This window comes from Sporosarcina aquimarina, assembly GCF_019748715.1.
Lineage (GTDB): Bacteria > Bacillota > Bacilli > Bacillales_A > Planococcaceae > Sporosarcina > Sporosarcina newyorkensis.
Genome location: NZ_JACLBZ010000012.1, coordinates 147,973 through 166,186, shown reverse-complemented (window position 1 = coordinate 166,186; position 18,214 = coordinate 147,973). Strand labels below are relative to the sequence as shown.

17 protein-coding genes are annotated in these 18,214 nt (G+C 43.3%); all 17 read left to right on the top strand.

The genetic code is table 11. From position 1 onward, the window contains the following. The first annotated feature begins 426 nt into the window (after positions 1 to 426). The 17 genes from rimM to codY all read left to right on the top strand — a co-directional run bounded on the left by rimM (position 427) and on the right by codY (position 17,957). Entirely contained in the window at positions 427 to 942 is a 516-nt protein-coding gene (gene rimM / locus H7J92_RS06640) for a ribosome maturation factor RimM (protein WP_221836120.1), read from the top strand. Then, positions 942 to 1,679, top strand: a complete 738-nt coding sequence (gene trmD, locus H7J92_RS06635; RefSeq protein ID WP_078817866.1) for a tRNA (guanosine(37)-N1)-methyltransferase TrmD — start codon at positions 942 to 944, stop codon at positions 1,677 to 1,679. The genes rimM and trmD overlap by 1 nt, the downstream gene beginning before the upstream one ends. Before the next feature lie 128 nt (positions 1,680 to 1,807). Continuing rightward, positions 1,808 to 2,152, top strand: a complete 345-nt coding sequence (gene rplS / locus H7J92_RS06630; protein WP_040758253.1) for a 50S ribosomal protein L19 — start codon at positions 1,808 to 1,810, stop codon at positions 2,150 to 2,152. A gap of 105 nt (positions 2,153 to 2,257) precedes the next feature. After that, a complete protein-coding gene (gene lepB, locus H7J92_RS06625) occupies positions 2,258 to 2,824 on the top strand; it encodes a signal peptidase I (RefSeq protein ID WP_425441341.1) in 567 nt (188 codons plus the stop codon). A gap of 18 nt (positions 2,825 to 2,842) precedes the next feature. Beyond that, a complete protein-coding gene (ylqF, locus tag H7J92_RS06620; RefSeq protein ID WP_078817764.1) occupies positions 2,843 to 3,694 on the top strand; it encodes a ribosome biogenesis GTPase YlqF in 852 nt (283 codons plus the stop codon). 410 nt (positions 3,695 to 4,104) lie between these two features. After that, on the top strand, positions 4,105 to 4,878 hold the full coding sequence (locus H7J92_RS06615) for a ribonuclease HII (RefSeq protein ID WP_078817865.1): 774 nt from the start codon (positions 4,105 to 4,107) through the stop codon (positions 4,876 to 4,878). Continuing rightward, on the top strand, positions 4,875 to 6,932 hold the full coding sequence (locus tag H7J92_RS06610) for a hypothetical protein (RefSeq protein WP_078817763.1): 2,058 nt from the start codon (positions 4,875 to 4,877) through the stop codon (positions 6,930 to 6,932). Before H7J92_RS06615 ends, H7J92_RS06610 begins: the two co-directional genes overlap by 4 nt. After that, entirely contained in the window at positions 6,929 to 7,216 is a 288-nt protein-coding gene (locus H7J92_RS06605; protein ID WP_078817762.1) for an EscU/YscU/HrcU family type III secretion system export apparatus switch protein, read from the top strand. Before H7J92_RS06610 ends, H7J92_RS06605 begins: the two co-directional genes overlap by 4 nt. Before the next feature lie 114 nt (positions 7,217 to 7,330). Continuing rightward, the gene (gene sucC, locus H7J92_RS06600) at positions 7,331 to 8,491 is read left to right on the top strand and encodes an ADP-forming succinate--CoA ligase subunit beta (protein ID WP_078817761.1); all 1,161 of its coding nucleotides are present in this window, start codon (positions 7,331 to 7,333) and stop codon (positions 8,489 to 8,491) included. An 18-nt stretch (positions 8,492 to 8,509) separates the two neighbouring features. Continuing rightward, complete coding sequence (gene sucD / locus H7J92_RS06595) at positions 8,510 to 9,412, top strand: succinate--CoA ligase subunit alpha (protein WP_078817760.1); 903 nt, start codon at positions 8,510 to 8,512, stop codon at positions 9,410 to 9,412. A 73-nt stretch (positions 9,413 to 9,485) separates the two neighbouring features. Next, positions 9,486 to 10,364, top strand: a complete 879-nt coding sequence (gene dprA, locus H7J92_RS06590; RefSeq protein ID WP_221836117.1) for a DNA-processing protein DprA — start codon at positions 9,486 to 9,488, stop codon at positions 10,362 to 10,364. A gap of 125 nt (positions 10,365 to 10,489) precedes the next feature. Next, positions 10,490 to 12,565: a type I DNA topoisomerase gene (gene topA / locus H7J92_RS06585; RefSeq protein WP_221836116.1), complete on the top strand. Its 2,076-nt coding sequence runs from the start codon at positions 10,490 to 10,492 to the stop codon at positions 12,563 to 12,565. A 37-nt stretch (positions 12,566 to 12,602) separates the two neighbouring features. Next, positions 12,603 to 13,913, top strand: a complete 1,311-nt coding sequence (trmFO, locus tag H7J92_RS06580) for an FADH(2)-oxidizing methylenetetrahydrofolate--tRNA-(uracil(54)-C(5))-methyltransferase TrmFO (RefSeq protein WP_040758249.1) — start codon at positions 12,603 to 12,605, stop codon at positions 13,911 to 13,913. A 335-nt stretch (positions 13,914 to 14,248) separates the two neighbouring features. Beyond that, positions 14,249 to 15,148: a tyrosine recombinase XerC gene (gene xerC / locus H7J92_RS06575; RefSeq protein WP_078817757.1), complete on the top strand. Its 900-nt coding sequence runs from the start codon at positions 14,249 to 14,251 to the stop codon at positions 15,146 to 15,148. An 11-nt stretch (positions 15,149 to 15,159) separates the two neighbouring features. Then, the gene (hslV, locus tag H7J92_RS06570) at positions 15,160 to 15,696 is read left to right on the top strand and encodes an ATP-dependent protease subunit HslV (protein WP_078817756.1); all 537 of its coding nucleotides are present in this window, start codon (positions 15,160 to 15,162) and stop codon (positions 15,694 to 15,696) included. Between the two features lie 6 nt (positions 15,697 to 15,702). Then, positions 15,703 to 17,094, top strand: a complete 1,392-nt coding sequence (gene hslU / locus H7J92_RS06565; protein WP_221836213.1) for an ATP-dependent protease ATPase subunit HslU — start codon at positions 15,703 to 15,705, stop codon at positions 17,092 to 17,094. Positions 17,095 to 17,180: 86 nt separating this feature from the next. After that, on the top strand, positions 17,181 to 17,957 hold the full coding sequence (gene codY / locus H7J92_RS06560; protein WP_078817755.1) for a GTP-sensing pleiotropic transcriptional regulator CodY: 777 nt from the start codon (positions 17,181 to 17,183) through the stop codon (positions 17,955 to 17,957). Positions 17,958 to 18,214 lie beyond the last annotated feature (257 nt).

Below are 18,214 nucleotides of genomic sequence, written 5' to 3'. Positions count from 1 at the left end.
GGACGTTGGCTTATGGTCCGGGGATTTACGCTCCAGACGGGGACGCTTTCCGGAGGGTGTGGCTTGAGCCGCTTCCCTCGCTCCGCTCAGTCCAGGGTCTCAAGACTCGTGCTGATCCTCCCGGAGTCGCCCCGTCTTCCGCGCAAATCCCTAGATAGTGAACTGTAGAACAAATAGACTTATCTATATACGGTAAGTGTACTCGAATCCTGAGAAAAAGAAGGCCATTCTTTCTGAGATGTTACTTCTTGCACTTATATTTCTCTCTGAATGGAGTTTCAATTTACTAATGCTAGGAAAATACGCTAGTTGATCGGAGCGGAAAGCGTCCGCCTGGAACGCAGATCAACGGTATATTACCCACTTACCCTAATCTTTTTGAGCGTGCTGATTAGCGTGTAAATTATAAATAACGGAGGAGAAGTAATGGAATGGTTTAATGTAGGTAAGATTGTGAATACGCATGGTATTAAAGGGGAAGTTCGTGTTATGTCTACAACGGATTTCCCGGATGAGCGCTATGCAATTGGCAGTGAGCTTGCGATCTTTATGCCTAAGAGCAAGACTCCGATTTACGTCACTGTGGCAAGTCATCGTAAGCACAAAAACTTCAACCTTTTAACATTTGAAGGCTATCCGACGATCAACGACGTGGAAAAACTGCGTGACGGCATCGTCAAAGTATCGGAGAAAGAATTGACCGAGCTGGAAGAGAATGAATTCTACTACTATGAAATTATCGGCTGCCGTGTCATCACTGAAACAGGGGAAGACATCGGAAAAGTTACTGAAATTATCGAGACGGGCGCCAATGATGTCTGGACGGTTACACCGGCAGAAGGAAAACCGCATTACATCCCCTATATAGAAGATGTCGTAAAAGACATCGACATTGAAGAACAGGTTATCACCATCGAACTGATGGAAGGTCTGCTTTCATGATGCAAATCGATGTACTGTCGCTGTTCCCTGAAATGTTCGAAGGCGTCCTTCATTCATCGATCATGAAAAAGGCGCAGGATCAGCAAGCCGCTTCTTTCCGCGTCACAGACTTTCGTGACTACTCAACGAATAAACATAGAAAAGTGGATGACTATCCGTATGGCGGCGGTGCAGGAATGGTATTGAAGCCGGAACCGCTGTTTGCCGCCGTCGAATCATTGACAAGCACCAGTGAAAGTAAGCCGCGTGTAATTTTGATGTGTCCTCAAGGAGAGCGCTTCACACAGAAGAAAGCGGAAGAACTCGCACAGGAGCAGCATTTGATTTTCATCTGCGGCCACTATGAAGGATATGATGAACGGATCCGTGAGCATTTGGTGACCGATGAACTTTCCCTTGGCGACTTCGTCTTGACCGGAGGAGAAGTGGCTTCAATGGCGATGATCGACAGCGTGGTTCGCTTATTACCTGATGTGCTCGGCAATGATCAATCGGCTGTCCACGACTCCTTCTCCACTGGCATGCTGGAACATCCACAGTATACACGCCCTGCCTCTTTCAACGGCCTCGACGTGCCGGCTGTACTGTTATCAGGGAATCATGCCGAAATCGATAAGTGGCGGGAAGAGCAAGCATTTCAGCGTACGGCAGAGCGGCGTCCGGAGTTGTTGGAAGAAGCCCCGCTGACCGAACATCAGCAAAAACTTTATCAGCAATGGAAACGAAAAATAGACTGAAATTGCTTGATTGAACAGAGAGCTTATGATATGATTTGTGAAGCGCTTTTTAAAAAAGTGCCTATTTACTGACGTTCCGCTGCAAATGTAAGGCGTGCAAGAACTTCAGAAAAGAAGGAGAGAAAATCATGCAAAAACTAATTGCAGACATTACAAAAGATCAGTTACGTACTGAACACCCTGATTTCCGTCCTGGAGATACACTACGTTTACACGTAAAGATCATTGAGGGTACTCGTGAGCGTATCCAGTTATTCGAAGGTGTTGTAATCAAACGCCGCGGTGGTGGAATTAGTGAAACATTCACTGTCCGTAAAATTTCAAACGGTGTTGGAGTGGAGCGTACATTCCCTGTACACACACCAAAACTTGCTAAGATCGAAGTAACTCGTCGCGGTAAAGTTCGTCGTGCTAAGTTGTACTACCTACGTAGTCTACGTGGTAAAGCAGCACGTATTAAAGAACTCCGCTAATCAGATAAGCGCAAAACGAAGGAGGCCTTGCATTTGGCCTCCTTTCTTTTTGCGCATAAAGTAATTAGGCGTTACAATAATAGCAGACAAGGGCAGGAGGCTAGATTGATGGAAGAGAAAAAAACGAAAAGTGAAGGGCTGGAATGGATCAAAGCACTCTTGATCGCATTTGGATTGGCTGCAATTATACGAGTCTTTTTATTCACACCGATCGTCGTCGACGGTATTTCCATGATGCCGACACTAGAGCATGGGGATCGAATGATCGTCAATAAAATCGGTTATACCATTGGAGAACCACACCGCTTTGATATCGTCGTATTTCATGCACCTGAACAAAAAGACTATATTAAGCGTGTAATTGGGTTACCAGGAGATACAGTGGAATACAAAGATGACGTTCTTTATATTAATGATAAACCTTATGAAGAACCGTATCTTGATAAATACAAAGCGGAAATTCAAGATGGCACGTTGACTGAAGATTTCACGCTGCAAGACATACCGCAAATCCAGGCGAGTGTTGTGCCGGAAGACCATGTGTTTGTTATGGGAGACAATCGTCGAAAAAGTAAAGATTCCAGACATATCGGTCCGGTTGCGATAGATGAAATCATTGGCAGCACTAGCGTAATATTTTGGCCGATCAAAGATTTCGGTTTTGTGAAATAAAGAAAGGAGACGATTCGAATGACTATTCAATGGTTTCCAGGCCATATGGCAAAAGCAAGACGGGAAGTATCTGAGAAGCTTAAACTCGTCGATATCGTATTTGAATTAATAGATGCAAGACTGCCGCTGTCTTCACGTAATCCGATGATCGACGAAGTGATTCAGCAAAAGCCGCGGCTGCTGATTTTAAATAAAATGGATTTAGCAGATGAAGTGCAGACGAAGCGCTGGATTGCTTATTTTGAAGAGCGTGGCTTTCGAACAGTGGCGATCAATTCATTTGAAGGCAAAGGTCTGCAAACTGTCACGAAGGCAGCAAAAGAAATCCTTCAGCCGAAATTTGACCGAATGAAGCAAAGAGGAATCCGTCCAGGTGCCATACGTGCGATGATTGTCGGTATACCAAACGTAGGGAAGTCGACACTGATCAATCGATTAGCTAAGAAAAACATTGCGAAAACAGGAAATAAACCAGGTGTGACGAAAGCGCAGCAATGGATTAAATATGGCAAAGAGCTGGAGTTATTAGATACTCCAGGTGTGCTTTGGCCAAAATTTGAAGACCCTGAAGTTGGTTTCAAGCTGGCATTGACAGGCGCGATCAAAGATTCTGTTCTGAACATGGAAGAACTGGCTGTCTATGGTCTTCGATTTTTATCGGAACATTATCCGGAACGACTGGAAGCACGTTATCAACTGACTACGATTGGCGAAGATATTTTAGCGATCTTCGATCAAATTGGAGAGCGGCGGAAAGTTTACAGCGCAGGTGCAGAAATTGATTACGATAAAGTGGCAGATTTAATTGTTCAAGATATACGTGATCAGCAAGTGGGTAAGCTAACGTTTGATTTTCCGGAAGAATCATAACAAATTAGAGCAACTGTTTGGGACGTCATTTCCCGGCAGTTGCTTTTTTATTCGAAAAATTGATTATTAAACCGATATAATACATAGATAAGAATTTTGTTATTTATGTTGAATTTAAGTTTTTACATGAGTTTGTTCAAAAATGGACACTTAGTTGATTGGAGTGGAAGGCGGCGAAGGGCAAAGATGTGCTTTCAACGCTTCGCTTATGCTCGCAAAAACCGTTCTACGTTACGGCTTTTCCTGCGGGAGATAGCGCGAATGGCGAGACCCCGCAGGAGCGAAGTGACGAGGAGGCTTGCCCGCGCCCCGCGGAAAGCGTCCGCCTGGAATGGAAATTAACAGGTTCTACGCTTTACTTTGAGTGTAAGTTATTTATTTCAGTTTATATGGATGGACAGGTGAAGAAATTGACAACGATTCAGCAAATAAAAAACCAATTGCAAGACTTAGAAGAACCGAATGAGTGGCTGGATGAACTTCGAACGGATGAACGAAAAGGTGTGCAGCTCGCGATTAAACAATGGAAAAAACGATATGAGAAAAGACAGCAATTGATCAACGACTTCTTACAGAAGAAAGCATTTGATGATGCATATAAAACGACAAGAATTTCACTTATTGCAGGAATTGATGAAGCTGGAAGGGGTCCATTAGCCGGACCGGTCGTCACGGCAGCTGTAATCCTGCCTGAAGAGAGTTCTGTTCTACTAGGTGTAGATGACTCGAAGAAAATTTCGAAAGTCGAGAGGCAGCGATTTGCACAGCTGATCAAAGAACAGGCGGTAGCATACTCAATTCACGTACAGTCGGCAACGGTTATTGATGAACTGAATATTTACCAAGCAACGAAGCAGTCAATGGAAGCAGCAGTCAATCAGCTATCTGTAAAACCGCACACGGTTATTGCGGATGCTATGAACTTGATGCTTGACTGTCCTGCGTATTCCATCGTTAAAGGTGACGAAAAGAGTCTGTCTATCGCAGCGGCTTCCATCTTGGCTAAAACGACGCGGGATGATCTAATGACGGAGTTACATGAACAGTTTCCTTGGTACGGCTTTGATGAGAATGCTGGCTATGGAACGGCAAAACACTTGCAAGGACTGGAAACGCATGGATTTACTGCGCAACATCGAAAATCATTCGAACCAATCAAAACGATGTGGAGGAATCGCCAATGAATATGAATCCATTATCCATTTCGTCCGTCAAAGTTGCTTCCGCAGATTCCCAACCGCTGACTTTAAGAGAAGGCCAGATGATCCATGGAAAAGTGCAACAATTATTTCCGGGGCAGATGGCGCAAGTCCAGGTAGGGAATCAGCAGTTGTACGCAAAATTGGAAGTGCCAATGCAAGCGGGCGATACGTATTATTTCAAAGTTAATGGGACAGAGCCGGAAATACAGTTGCAAGTGATCGCGGGACCTATGCGCGGATCGGAAGGTCTAACAGGGCAATTGGCACAACTGACGGAGTCGCTGAATTTACCGAAGACGGCAGAAATGAAAGAATTACTTGCTGCAGTTATCAAACAAAAGTTCCCGATGACGAAAGAAAATTTATTGGACGCTGCCAATTTACTCAAAAATGTGCCAGACGGGATGAAAGAGCAGGCACTCGCAACCCTTGGAAAAATGGCCAACATGCGTCTTCCTTTCACGCCTGCTGTATTTCAATCGCTGATGCAAGCGCAGACAGGCACGATCACTCAAAGTCTTACTTCACTACAAAGCGCGTTACAGACTGAACAGAATCTTGCACCCGCTATACGTGAACAAATACTTAATGCATTGCAGGCGTTAGCCAATCCTGCAAGCCAATCCGTCGGCAAAGAGTTACTCGGTCAGACGATAACACAATTATTGAATCCTCAAACGAGTAAAGGAGACCGTTTTGCTGCTCTGCAACTATTGAAAACGGCGGGCATCCTTCCTGCTCAGACGTCACTCGCCAATCTGCCGCAAGCAGTAGCCCAATTGATGACACAATCAAGTGACGCAAAGGCTCCAGCTCCTCAGCAACCGCAGATTGCAACAAATCAGGCTGCTGGAAGCCTTGTAGCGTCCGGCAAAGTAAACGGAAGTGTTCGGGTCCAGGTAGATGGTACAGCGCCGTCAACAAGCTCTAGCGCAGCCACACAAACCGACCAAAGAGTCAATATGGACAGCCAAGCGGCTACATTAAAAGCTGTGCAGGCATTACTCAGTAAGTTGAGCCAAACACCAGCGGCTGAGCAACAAACAGCAAAAACAATTATTCAAAATCTAGCTCAGCAAATCAACACAAATCCTATCCTTCCTGAATCAGCAAAAGTTGCTTTACAGACCGTCATCAATCAAATCTCGCAACAGCCGGTAATGAATGACAGTGTCAAAGCGGCTTTCATTGAACAATTCAGCCAAACGTTCTTGCAACAAGTCAGCGGGTTGTCGTCTGTTAATTCGGTTGCACCACGAGATGTACAGCAAGCTTTGATGGCACTCGTATCGATCCCACCTGATCAAGCGGATGAGACATTACGAATGCTTATCCAAAATGCGGAAAGATCCGGCAACACACAACTGAAACAACTGGTCCAAACAGCAGAAATGCAAGTGTCCCAAGCAATGAACGGCCCAGTTATGAAAGAAGCGATACAAAGTGTATTAAGTACGTTAGGTTTCAATTATGAAGCTTTACTGAACGGAAAAGAACCGAATTTAGCGAATCTGGCCAATACATTAAAACCCCAGCTACTGACTTTGCTGCAAGATCCCTCTCTGTCTCCGCCGTTGCGTGAGGCTGCAGAAACGATGGTTTTGCGGATGAATGGAACGATCATCCAGACAGCGGAGACGAGCGTCCAGCAACAGTTGATCATGCAAGTGCCGCTAGAATTATTCGGAAAAAAGATCGATGCCACACTGCAGTGGAATGGCCGCATGAAAGAGAATGGTCAGATTGATCCAGCTTTTGCGAGAATTTTATTTTATTTGGAATTAGAAGCTTTATCAACGACGTTAGTAGATATGCATGTACAGAATAAAGTGGTGAATCTCACTATTTTTAATGAGCAAGAGTCATTGCGTACGACCGGATTGACATTCCAAACCATGTTGAAAGACGGTTTGGAACAAGTGGGCTATAAACTTTCAGGTGTATCATTTAAACCATTTACTGAAACACCACAATCAGTGAAAAAACCAGTTGGCTCCTTGTATACTGATGAAGGAGGAGTGGATTATCGGATATGAAAGAAGAGCGCTATGTAAGGAAAGAAGCGGTTGCACTTTCTTATGACCCCGAAGTATCAGACGCGCCAAAGGTCATTGCAAAAGGAAAAGGGATGATTGCGGAAAATATTCTTGAAAAAGCTAAAGAGCACGATGTTCCGGTTCAGGAAGATCCCAGTTTGCTAGAATTACTCGGACAATTAAATGTCAATGAAACGATTCCGGAAGAACTTTATCAGGCGGTATCGGAAGTGTTTGCCTATATTTATCGTTTAGACCGCGAAAAAGGTAGTAGGAATAGTTGAAAAATAGAGACTTTCACTTCACAATAGTCATTCTTGGACAAAATGTGACGGTTTGTTTACAATAATAAAGTAATTGAACTTCAAGTAATTGCAAATCGAATGGAGGCAGTACTTATGAACATCCATGAATACCAAGGGAAGCAGCTATTGAGAGAGTACGGTGTTGCTGTTTCGAAGGGCCGTGTTGCATTTTCGCCAAAAGAAGCAATGACTGTAGCGAAAGAAATCGGAACTGAGCCTATTGTGGTAAAAGCACAAATCCATGCGGGTGGACGTGGGAAAGCTGGCGGAGTTAAAATCGTCAAAACTCCTGATGAAGTCCGTGCAGTAGCAGCCGAATTAATCGGAAAACAGCTTGTTACACACCAAACAGGTCCTGAAGGACAAGAAGTAAAACGACTTCTTGTCGAAGAAGGAATCGACATCGAAAAAGAATTTTATATCGGTCTAGTCGTGGACCGCGCAACAGATCGCGTTACGTTAATGGGATCTGCTGAAGGCGGCGTGGAAATTGAAGATGTGGCTGAGAAGAATCCTGAAAAAATCTTCTATGAAGTCATTGATCCGGTAGTAGGATTGGCACCTTTCCAAGCACGTCGAATGGCGTTCAATATGGAAATTCCAAGCGGACTGATCAATAAAGCAGTCAGCCTATTTTTAGGTCTATATAAAGTATTCAGTGAAAAAGACGCATCAATTGTCGAAATTAATCCACTTGTCGTAACAAAAGATCAGCGAGTACTGGCTTTGGATGCTAAATTCAATTTTGACGATAACGCAACATTCCGCCATAAAGATATTGTCGAATTGCGTGACTTTGACGAAGAAGATCCAAAAGAAATCGAAGCATCTAAACTGGACTTAAGCTATATTTCTTTAGATGGGAATATCGGCTGTATGGTTAATGGTGCGGGTCTTGCAATGGCAACAATGGATACGATTCACTATTATGGCGGCGAACCCGCTAACTTCCTTGACGTTGGGGGCGGCGCGAAGAAAGAAAAAGTCGCTGGTGCGTTCAAAATCATTTTATCCGATCCGAACGTAAAAGGCATTTTCGTCAATATTTTCGGTGGAATCATGAAATGTGACGTCATCGCTGAAGGTGTTATTGAAGCAGCGAAAGAAGTAGAACTTCAAGTACCACTTGTTGTACGTCTAGAAGGAACGAATGTTGAACGCGGGAAAGCTTTGCTTGAAGAGTCCGGTATTAATATTGTAGCTGCGGATTCAATGGCTGAAGGCGCGAAAAAAATCGTTGAGTTGATAGGATAAGAAAGGCAGGTACAAAGCATGAGTATTTATGTAGATAAAGACACCAAAGTAATTGTACAAGGAATTACAGGTTCCACTGCCCTGTTCCATACGCAGCAAATGTTGGAATATGGTACAAAAATCGTCGGCGGCGTAACACCTGGAAAAGGCGGCCAAACAGTTGAAGGAGTACCGGTCTTCGATACAGTTGAAGAGGCTGTGAAAGCTACGGGCGCAACTGTTTCCATCATTTACGTACCTGCGCCGTATGCAGCAGACGCGATCATGGAAGCGGTCGATGCAGAAATGGCTATGACGATCTGTATTACAGAGCATATCCCAGTACTCGACATGATCAAAGTGAAGCGTTATATGGAAGGCAAAGAGACTCGTCTTATCGGTCCAAACTGCCCGGGTGTTATCACGGCAGATGAAACGAAGATCGGTATTATGCCAGGCTATATTCATACAAAAGGCCATGTAGGTGTAGTATCACGTTCTGGTACACTGACTTATGAAGCGGTACACCAATTGACACAAGAAGGAATCGGCCAAACAACTGCTGTTGGGATCGGCGGAGACCCTGTTAACGGTACGAATTTCATCGATGTACTGAAGGAATTCAATGAAGACCCTGAAACGTATGCAGTCGTTATGATCGGTGAAATCGGCGGAACAGCTGAAGAAGAAGCTGCTGCTTGGGTTAAAGAGCATATGACAAAGCCGGTTGTAGGATTCATCGGCGGTCAGACTGCACCTCCAGGAAAGCGTATGGGCCACGCAGGCGCCATTATTTCGGGCGGTAAAGGAACAGCTGCAGAAAAGATCAAAGCTTTAGAAGCAGCGGATATACAAGTGGCAGAAACGCCATCTGTCATCGGCGAAACGCTTATTAAAGTTCTAAAAGAAAAAGGTCTGTACGAAAAATGTAAAACGAAGTAAACTAGAGGGTGTAGCGATAATGCTGCACCCTTTTTTCGTGCTTTGCTTGTAGTGTCGATTAAAGGAGCTATCGATGCAATTTACTGAACAACAAAAACAATTAATAAACCTTCATTATATTCATCCCGTACCGTATAATAAATTTCAGTTATTAGTGCAGGAAAATTCGTTCTTAGACAGAATGGAAGCGTATTCAAGTGATTATTTGAAACAACTTCTAGGCCTTTCAGAAGAGAAAGCTGTACGATTTAAAGAACAATATATGGAAGTTTCCAAGCTTCCTCTTATCGATTTATTACAGCAAATCAATTGCACCCCCATCCCTTATTTCCATCCGGATTATCCCGAAGAATTAAAGCAGTTATGCGATCCACCGGCGGTATTGTATGTTAAGGGAAATCAATCTTTGCTAAAAAAACGGCTGCGTGTGGGAATTATTGGTTCCCGAAAAGCGACGGTGTATTCTAAGAAAGCGCTCGATTTCATTGTACCGCCTTTAGTTGATCAAAAGATACCGATCGTCTCAGGTTTGGCAGCGGGCGCGGACACTATGGCCCATCAAGCAGCTATGCATTTTGGCGGAGATACAATTGGCGTATTAGGTCATGGATTTTCGTATATGTACCCCAAGAAAAATGAACGAATTGCGCAGGAGATGGCTGAGAATCATCTATTAGTAACGGAATATCCACCGTATATCCCACCCGCTAAATGGACATTTCCAATGCGCAATCGAATTATTAGCGGGCTGTCGAGTGCCATCGTCATTACAGAATCTGTAGAGAGAAGTGGAACGATGAGTACAGTGGAGCATGCGCTGGATCACGGAAAAGAAATTTTCGCAGTGCCGGGTGCTATCGATTCGCCTTTATCCGCCGGTCCGAATAAGTTGTTAGATGAAGGCGCCAAGCCATTATGGAGCGGCTTTCAGATTATCGATTTATTACAGTAATTTGCCAGTGTACCTGTTCGTAAAATGTTTAAAAGGTTGCATTATCCGAGAAACTGTTATACATTTTGCAACAGATATTCTTTTGATGAATAAATATAAAAAAATCTCTCTGAGGAGGGAAATGTATGGCAGATTACTTAGTAATTGTAGAATCACCTGCTAAAGCGAAAACCATTGAGCGCTACTTGGGGAAGAAATATAAAGTCAGTGCATCACTTGGACATTTACGTGATCTACCCCGCAGTCAAATGGGTGTAGATACCGAAAATAATTATGAACCGAAGTATATTACAATCCGAGGAAAAGGACCGATACTTCAAGAATTAAAAAAAGAAGCAAAAAAAGCGAAAAAAATCTTTCTCGCGGCTGACCCGGATCGCGAAGGGGAAGCAATTGCTTGGCATTTATCCCATCAACTTGGCGTGAATATCGAATCCGATTGCCGCGTTGTATTCAACGAAATAACGAAAGATGCGATTAAAGATTCATTTAAGCATCCGCGTCCGATCAATATGAATCTAGTCGACGCACAGCAAGCGCGACGTATTCTGGACAGACTAGTCGGTTACAACATCAGTCCGATCCTTTGGAAAAAAGTAAAAAAAGGATTATCGGCTGGACGCGTTCAATCTGTCGCATTGCGCTTGATCATCGACCGTGAAAATGAAATCAATGCGTTTGAGCCGGAAGAGTACTGGAGCATTACAGCTCAATTTACTAAAGGCAAAAAGACATTTGAAGCTGCATTCTACGGAGATGCGAATGAGAAAGTGAAGCTGACGAATCAAGAGCAAGTCGAAAAAATCGTCAATTCACTTCAAACGGACGAATTTGAAGTATCCAAAGTAGTGAAAAAAGAGCGGAAACGTAATCCAGCATTGCCGTTCACTACGTCATCCCTTCAGCAAGAAGCTGCGCGTAAACTAAACTTCCGTGCGAAGAAAACGATGATGCTCGCTCAGCAACTATATGAAGGAATTGCGATTGGAAAAGAAGGAACGGTTGGGTTAATCACCTACATGCGTACCGACTCTACAAGAATTTCCGATACGGCGAAAGATGAAGTGAAATCGTATATCCACACCATGTATGGAGAAGAGTTCATTTCTACCAACAGCCGGAAAACAAAAGCCAAAGCGAACACACAGGATGCGCACGAAGCAGTCCGTCCTACTTCCGCAATGCGGCCACCTGAAGCCATGAAAGCGTTTTTATCGAGAGATCAATTGCGTCTGTACAAACTGATTTGGGAACGATTCGTAGCAAGTCAGATGGCGCCTGCTATTTTGGATACAGTAACTGCTGATTTTCTGAATGGTGATATTCGTTTCCGTGCCTCAGGTTCTCAGGTGAAATTTCCTGGTTTCATGAAAGTGTATATTGAAGGCGATGACGATCAACAAGAGGAAAAGGAGAATATTCTTCCGCCGCTTGAAGAAGGGGAGCGTGTCAAATACGAAGAAGTGGATCCTAAACAGCACTTCACGCAGCCTCCGCCAAGATATTCCGAAGCACGCCTAGTGAAGACCTTGGAAGAATTGGGGATAGGCCGTCCTTCCACGTTCGCGCCGACATTGGATACGATCCAAAAACGTGGGTATGTCACATTGGATGCTAAACGTTTCATCCCGACAGAACTAGGCGGGATAGTTCATCAAGCTGTCAATCAATACTTCCCTGACATTATTGATATCGAATTTACAGCCCAGATGGAGCGCAGTCTTGACAATGTCGAAGAAGGCAGTGTCGAGTGGCGAAAAGTCATTGATGAGTTCTATCGTGATTTTGAGAAACACGTAGAAGTTGCAGATGCAGAGATGGAGAAAATCGAGATCAAAGATGAGCCTGCAGGAGAAGATTGCGAGAAATGCGGATCTCCGATGGTATTCAAAATGGGACGCTACGGTAAATTCATGGCTTGCTCCAATTTCCCGGATTGCCGAAATACAAAAGCAATTATCAAGCCAATCGGTGTGACTTGCCCTAAGTGTAAGGAAGGCGAAGTGGTCGAACGTAAGAGCAAAACGAAGAGAATATTCTTCGGTTGTGATCAATATCCAGAATGTGATTATGTATCGTGGGATAAGCCGATTTCACGGCCTTGTCCGAAGTGTCAACATACATTGGTAGAAAAACGCCTGAAAAAGGGTGTTCAAATACAATGTACAGAATGTGATTATAAAGAACAGCCACAAAGTTAAATACGCAAGTGAGCAAAACGAGGAAGAGGGATTTGAAATGACGCAAACTGTAAATGTAATCGGTGCAGGCCTGGCTGGAAGTGAGGCTGCCTGGCAACTGGCCAATCGGGGAATCCAAGTAAAATTATTCGAGATGCGTCCGGTCAAGCAGACGCCGGCACACCATACAGATAAATTTGCGGAGCTAGTGTGCAGTAACTCCTTACGGGCGAATAATTTGACCAATGCAGTAGGTGTCATCAAAGAAGAGATGCGACAGATGAATTCATTGATCATTCAAGCGGCAGATCGCTGTGCAGTGCCTGCTGGCGGTGCACTTGCGGTAGACCGTCATGAGTTTGCCGGGAATGTAACGGAGCAGATTCGCAATCATCCGAATATAGAAGTCATTAACGAAGAAGTGACGAAATTACCTGAAGGAATTACAATCATCGCTTCTGGTCCATTGACATCGCCTGCGTTAGCTGAGGAAGTTCGTCAGTTGACGGGGGAAGATTATTTGTACTTCTATGATGCTGCAGCTCCTATTGTTGAAAGTGATTCCATTGATATGGAAAAAGTTTATTTGAAATCCCGCTACGATAAAGGGGAAGCGGCTTACTTGAATTGTCCAATGAATGCTGAAGAGTTTGATCGGTTCTATCAAGCTCTTATCACGGCAGAAGTGGCGCCGTTGAAAGATTTCGAAAAAGAGATGTATTTTGAAGGGTGTATGCCGATTGAAGTTATGGCGAAGCGTGGAGAGAAAACGATGCTTTTCGGTCCATTGAAACCGGTTGGACTGGAAGATCCGAAGACTGGCAAACGACCTAAAGCTGTCATTCAACTCCGGCAAGATAATGCGGCTGGCACATTATATAATATCGTGGGCTTCCAAACGCATCTGAAATGGGGAGCACAAAAAGAAGTGTTGCAGTTAATACCTGGTTTGGAAAATGTTGAAATCGTGCGGTATGGTGTAATGCATCGAAACACCTTCATCAACTCTCCAAAAGTGTTGAGCTGTACGTATCAATTAAAGTCGCAGCCGACAATTTTCTTCGCGGGTCAAATGACAGGTGTAGAAGGTTATGTCGAATCAGCTGGTTCCGGACTCATTGCAGGTATCAATGCCGCTCATTTAGCGAAAGGTGACAAGCCAATTCGTTTCCCAAGGGAAACAGCGCTAGGCAGTATGGCGCGGTATATTACAGAAGCTGATCCAAAAGGCTTCCAACCGATGAATATCAACTTCGGATTGTTTCCTGATTTGGGCGAACGTATCAAATCAAAAGCGGAACGTGCGGAAAAACATGCCAATCGTGCATTGGATGCATTACAGCAATTCAAAGAAACTACGACAATTTAACCCAAACCTTACCCATTCAGTGGGTAAGGTTTTTATATGCTTTAAATTGGGTGGGAAACTAAACCTTGGCAGAAACGTCTGTTAAGAGAGCTAACATAGTTTGACAATCGACTAATTTTGATAAGTATTTTGAACAATATGTGTCAAAACGGATGTTTAGGGGAATAATTGAGGATGAAGTAGTTTTCAAAGTTGCCGAAAAATCCTTGCTATTGTATAGTGTTTGATGGAGAACATTTGGATTAGATTTTAAATTCCAAACTATATACATTCAAGAATTTTTAGAATCTTTCGCAGCACTCTGGATAACTTACTAAAAGTGGCGAGGTGATCCAATGATTCCGGAAATAAAGGACTTGGCGGATGAATATGTATCTTATATTCGTTTGGAGAAAAACTATTCTTCGTACACCGTAGCAGAATACGAAAAAGATCTGCGAGAGTTTTTAGCATTCTTGCATGAAGAACATATCAATGTTTTAGATGATGTGGAATATCCAGTTGCGCGGCTTTATGTCACCCGTTTATATGATCGCTCTTTTGCAAGAACGACAATCTCCAGGAAAATTTCTTCGATTCGCTCTTTCTTCAAGTTTACCAATGCTCGATATGGTATTCAAGACCAGGCTTTCCGATTGCTGTTTCATCCGAAAAAAGAGGAGCGTCTTCCTGCTTTTTTTTATGAACAGGAGCTCGAAAAGCTTTTTGATGTGACGGTGGGAGAAGATTATCGCTCCTTGCGTGATCGTGCATTGTTAGAACTGCTGTATGCGACGGGTATTCGGGTCGGTGAACTCGTGACCATGGAAATGCAGGATGTAGATCATTATTTGGGAATCGTCAAAGTAATGGGGAAGGGACGAAAAGAACGATTCGTCCCCTATGGCAGTTTTGCTGACGATGCTTTGCAGCAATATATGGATAATAGCCGTCCGCAATTGATGAAGCAAAAGAAACACTCTATGCTTTTTGTCAATCTGCGAGGTGATCCATTAACTGATCGGGGGGTCCGTTATATATTAAATGATTTGATGGAACGAGCTTCTTTACATACGAAAATTACACCGCATATGATCCGTCATACATTTGCCACTCATTTACTTGGAGCGGGCGCGGATCTAAGGTCTGTACAGGAACTGCTCGGTCATCGTCATTTATCGTCCACACAAGTGTATACCCATATTACGAATGAACATTTACGCCAAACGTATTTACAAACGCACCCTCGTGCATAGGAGGAGAGACAATGGAATTTCATGCAACAACGATTTTTGCAATTCATCATGATGGCAAGTGTGCCATGTCAGGCGACGGGCAAGTAACAATGGGCAACGCGGTCGTCATGAAACATACAGCAAAGAAAGTGCGCAGATTATTCAATGGTCAAGTTCTTGCAGGCTTTGCTGGATCGGTGGCAGATGCTTTTACGCTGTTTGATCTGTTTGAAGCGAAACTCATGGAGTACGACGGTAATTTGCAAAGGGCATCTGTTGAACTTGCGAAAGAATGGCGGGGAGACCGGATTTTACGTAAGCTGGAAGCGATGTTACTCGTTATGGATAAAAAAACTCTTTTACTCGTCTCTGGTACAGGTGAAGTGATAGAACCGGATGACGGTATTCTGGCAATCGGCTCCGGCGGAAATTATGCGCTGGCGGCGGGAAGAGCTTTAAAGAAATATAGTACAGGTTTAACTGCCGAGGAAATTGCAAAAGCTTCATTAGAGACCGCTGCTGATATATGTGTCTACACGAATCATGAAATCATTGTGGAGGTGCTTTGATTGGTGATGAAACAAGAATTAACGCCAAAAGAGCTCACTGCTTATTTGAACCGTTTTATCGTCGGTCAGGAAAAAGCGAAGAAAGCAGTAGCTGTCGCAATGCGTAATCGCTATCGAAGAATGCAGTTAACAGAGGAAGAACAAGAAGAAGTCATCCCTAAAAACATCCTGATGATCGGTCCTACAGGTGTAGGGAAAACTGAGATTGCACGCCGAATCGCTAAATTAATTCATGCTCCATTTGTCAAAGTGGAAGCGACGAAGTTTACTGAAGTAGGTTATGTAGGGCGCGACGTGGAGTCCATGATTCGTGACTTGACAGAGGTCGGTGTTCGCATGGTCAAGGAGGATTTGCGTGAATCCGTCAAAGAACAAGCGCAGAAGCTTGCGGAAGAGCGCTTAGTGAAACTCCTTGTACCAGAAGCGAAAAAGAAAAATAGCGGACAAAATCCTTTCGAAATGTTCTTCGGTCAAAAAGGACAGCCGGAAGAAGAAAATCCGGAAGAACAAACAGAAATAAGACGTAAACGTTCCGAAATAGCTGAGCTGCTGAAAAATCGTCAAGTAGAGGAACAGATGGTAACTGTTGAGGTCACTGCACAGCAACCGTCGCTATTTGATGCGCTACAAGGTTCAGGGATGGAACAAATGAGTACAGGTATGCAAGACGCTCTTTCTTCTCTCATGCCGAAAAAATCAGTAAAACGCCGTATGAAAGTAAAAGATGCGCGGGTCGTATTAGAGGCGGAAGAAGCGGATAAGTTGATCGATCAAGACGAAGTGGCGCGTAAAGGGATCGAATTAACAGAGCAGGCAGGCATCATCTTCTTGGATGAAATGGATAAAATCGCGAGCAGCAACCAGAAATCTTCAGGCGAAGTGTCTCGAGAAGGTGTCCAGCGCGATATTTTACCTATCGTAGAAGGCTCGACAGTTACAACTAAGTATGGCGCTGTCAAGACAGACTACATTCTATTTATTGCAGCGGGTGCTTTTCATATGTCCAAACCATCGGATATTATCCCGGAATTGCAGGGGAGATTCCCGATTCGCGTAGAACTGGATAAATTGACAAAAGAGGATTTTGAGCGCATACTGCGAGAGCCTGATTTTTCGTTGTTACGACAATACGAGCGATTACTTGCAACCGAAGAAGTAGAAATTGAATTTACGGATAATGCAATCAGCAAACTTGCTGAGATTGCATTTGAAGTAAACAATGAAACAGAAAACATCGGTGCCAGAAGATTACACACGATTTTAGAAAAATTGTTGGAAGATCTGTCGTTCGAAGCAGCTGACATCGGTCCGGCTTCCATTAAGATCACACCTGCTTATGTAGATGAAAAGTTAGAAGGAATTGTTAAAAACAAAGATTTGTCACATTTTATACTTTAATGAAGGCTTAACTGTTTATTTAATGATTAAAAACCTTTAGAATATTCATTAAAGTCAACTGTAAATTTTGAGGAGGAACTTTAGAAATGAGTTTATTAGTAAAGACAAGAAAAATTAATGCAATGTTACAAGAAGGCGCCGGCGGTCCTGTCAACTTTAAAGAGATGGCAGAGGAATTAAGTGACGTCATCGATTGTAACGCGTTTATCGTAAGCCGTAGAGGGAAACTACTTGGCTTAGAGGTACACCATCAAATCGAAAACGATCGGATGAAAAAAATGTTTGAAGATCGTAAATTCCCTGAAGAGTATACAAATAATTTATTTGCTATCCAGGAGACATCTCCAAACCTTGATATCAACAATGAGCACACCGTCTTCCCGGTAGAGAATAAAGACTTGTTCAAAGATGGTTTGACAACGATTGTACCGATTATCGGTGGCGGTGAGCGTTTAGGGACATTGATCCTGGCTAGATTGAAGGAAGGTTTCACTGAGGACGATCTTATCCTTGCAGAGTACGGCGCGACAGTTGTAGGAATGGAAATATTGCGTGAAAAGTCTGAAGAGATCGAGCATGAAGCTCGTAGTAAAGCTGTTGTACAAATGGCGATCAATTCACTTTCATATAGTGAACACGAAGCGATTGAGCACATCTTTAGAGAACTGGACGGCAACGAAGGGTTACTAGTTGCATCTAAGATTGCAGACCGTGTAGGAATTACTCGTTCCGTTATAGTCAATGCACTTCGTAAATTAGAGAGTGCTGGTGTTATTGAATCCCGCTCTTTAGGGATGAAAGGTACGTATATTAAAGTATTGAATGATAAGTTCTTGACGGAATTAGAAAAACATAATTCATAAAAATAAAGCACTACTTCTCGTTAGGAGTAGTGCTTTTATATGTTCTTTGGCATGTGGAATGTTTTGTTTTCTTACTATTGCAAAAAACATATGATTAATATTTCCTAGGATCTTATATCTATTTACAATTTGTCGTATTTAAGAGATATTTGTCATAAGGAAAAAGACTATGGTAAGTAAGACCGAGCTTCTTGGTAAAGCACACTACGGTGTAAGCGAACTAGTGTTTATAAAATTATGTATATGGGTAAGAGGAA

Bases quoted from the DNA above. Each gene is read 5' to 3' on its own strand.
- rimM (WP_221836120.1), top strand. From the start codon at position 427: ATGGAATGGTTTAATGTAGGTAAGATTGTGAATACGCATGGTATTAAA.
- trmD (WP_078817866.1), top strand. From the start codon at position 942: ATGCAAATCGATGTACTGTCGCTGTTCCCTGAAATGTTCGAAGGCGTC.
- rplS (WP_040758253.1), top strand. From the start codon at position 1,808: ATGCAAAAACTAATTGCAGACATTACAAAAGATCAGTTACGTACTGAA.
- ylqF (WP_078817764.1), top strand. From the start codon at position 2,843: ATGACTATTCAATGGTTTCCAGGCCATATGGCAAAAGCAAGACGGGAA.
- H7J92_RS06610 (WP_078817763.1), top strand. From the start codon at position 4,875: ATGAATATGAATCCATTATCCATTTCGTCCGTCAAAGTTGCTTCCGCA.
- H7J92_RS06605 (WP_078817762.1), top strand. From the start codon at position 6,929: ATGAAAGAAGAGCGCTATGTAAGGAAAGAAGCGGTTGCACTTTCTTAT.
- sucC (WP_078817761.1), top strand. From the start codon at position 7,331: ATGAACATCCATGAATACCAAGGGAAGCAGCTATTGAGAGAGTACGGT.
- sucD (WP_078817760.1), top strand. From the start codon at position 8,510: ATGAGTATTTATGTAGATAAAGACACCAAAGTAATTGTACAAGGAATT.
- dprA (WP_221836117.1), top strand. From the start codon at position 9,486: ATGCAATTTACTGAACAACAAAAACAATTAATAAACCTTCATTATATT.
- topA (WP_221836116.1), top strand. From the start codon at position 10,490: ATGGCAGATTACTTAGTAATTGTAGAATCACCTGCTAAAGCGAAAACC.
- trmFO (WP_040758249.1), top strand. From the start codon at position 12,603: ATGACGCAAACTGTAAATGTAATCGGTGCAGGCCTGGCTGGAAGTGAG.
- xerC (WP_078817757.1), top strand. From the start codon at position 14,249: ATGATTCCGGAAATAAAGGACTTGGCGGATGAATATGTATCTTATATT.
- hslV (WP_078817756.1), top strand. From the start codon at position 15,160: ATGGAATTTCATGCAACAACGATTTTTGCAATTCATCATGATGGCAAG.
- hslU (WP_221836213.1), top strand. From the start codon at position 15,703: ATGAAACAAGAATTAACGCCAAAAGAGCTCACTGCTTATTTGAACCGT.
- codY (WP_078817755.1), top strand. From the start codon at position 17,181: ATGAGTTTATTAGTAAAGACAAGAAAAATTAATGCAATGTTACAAGAA.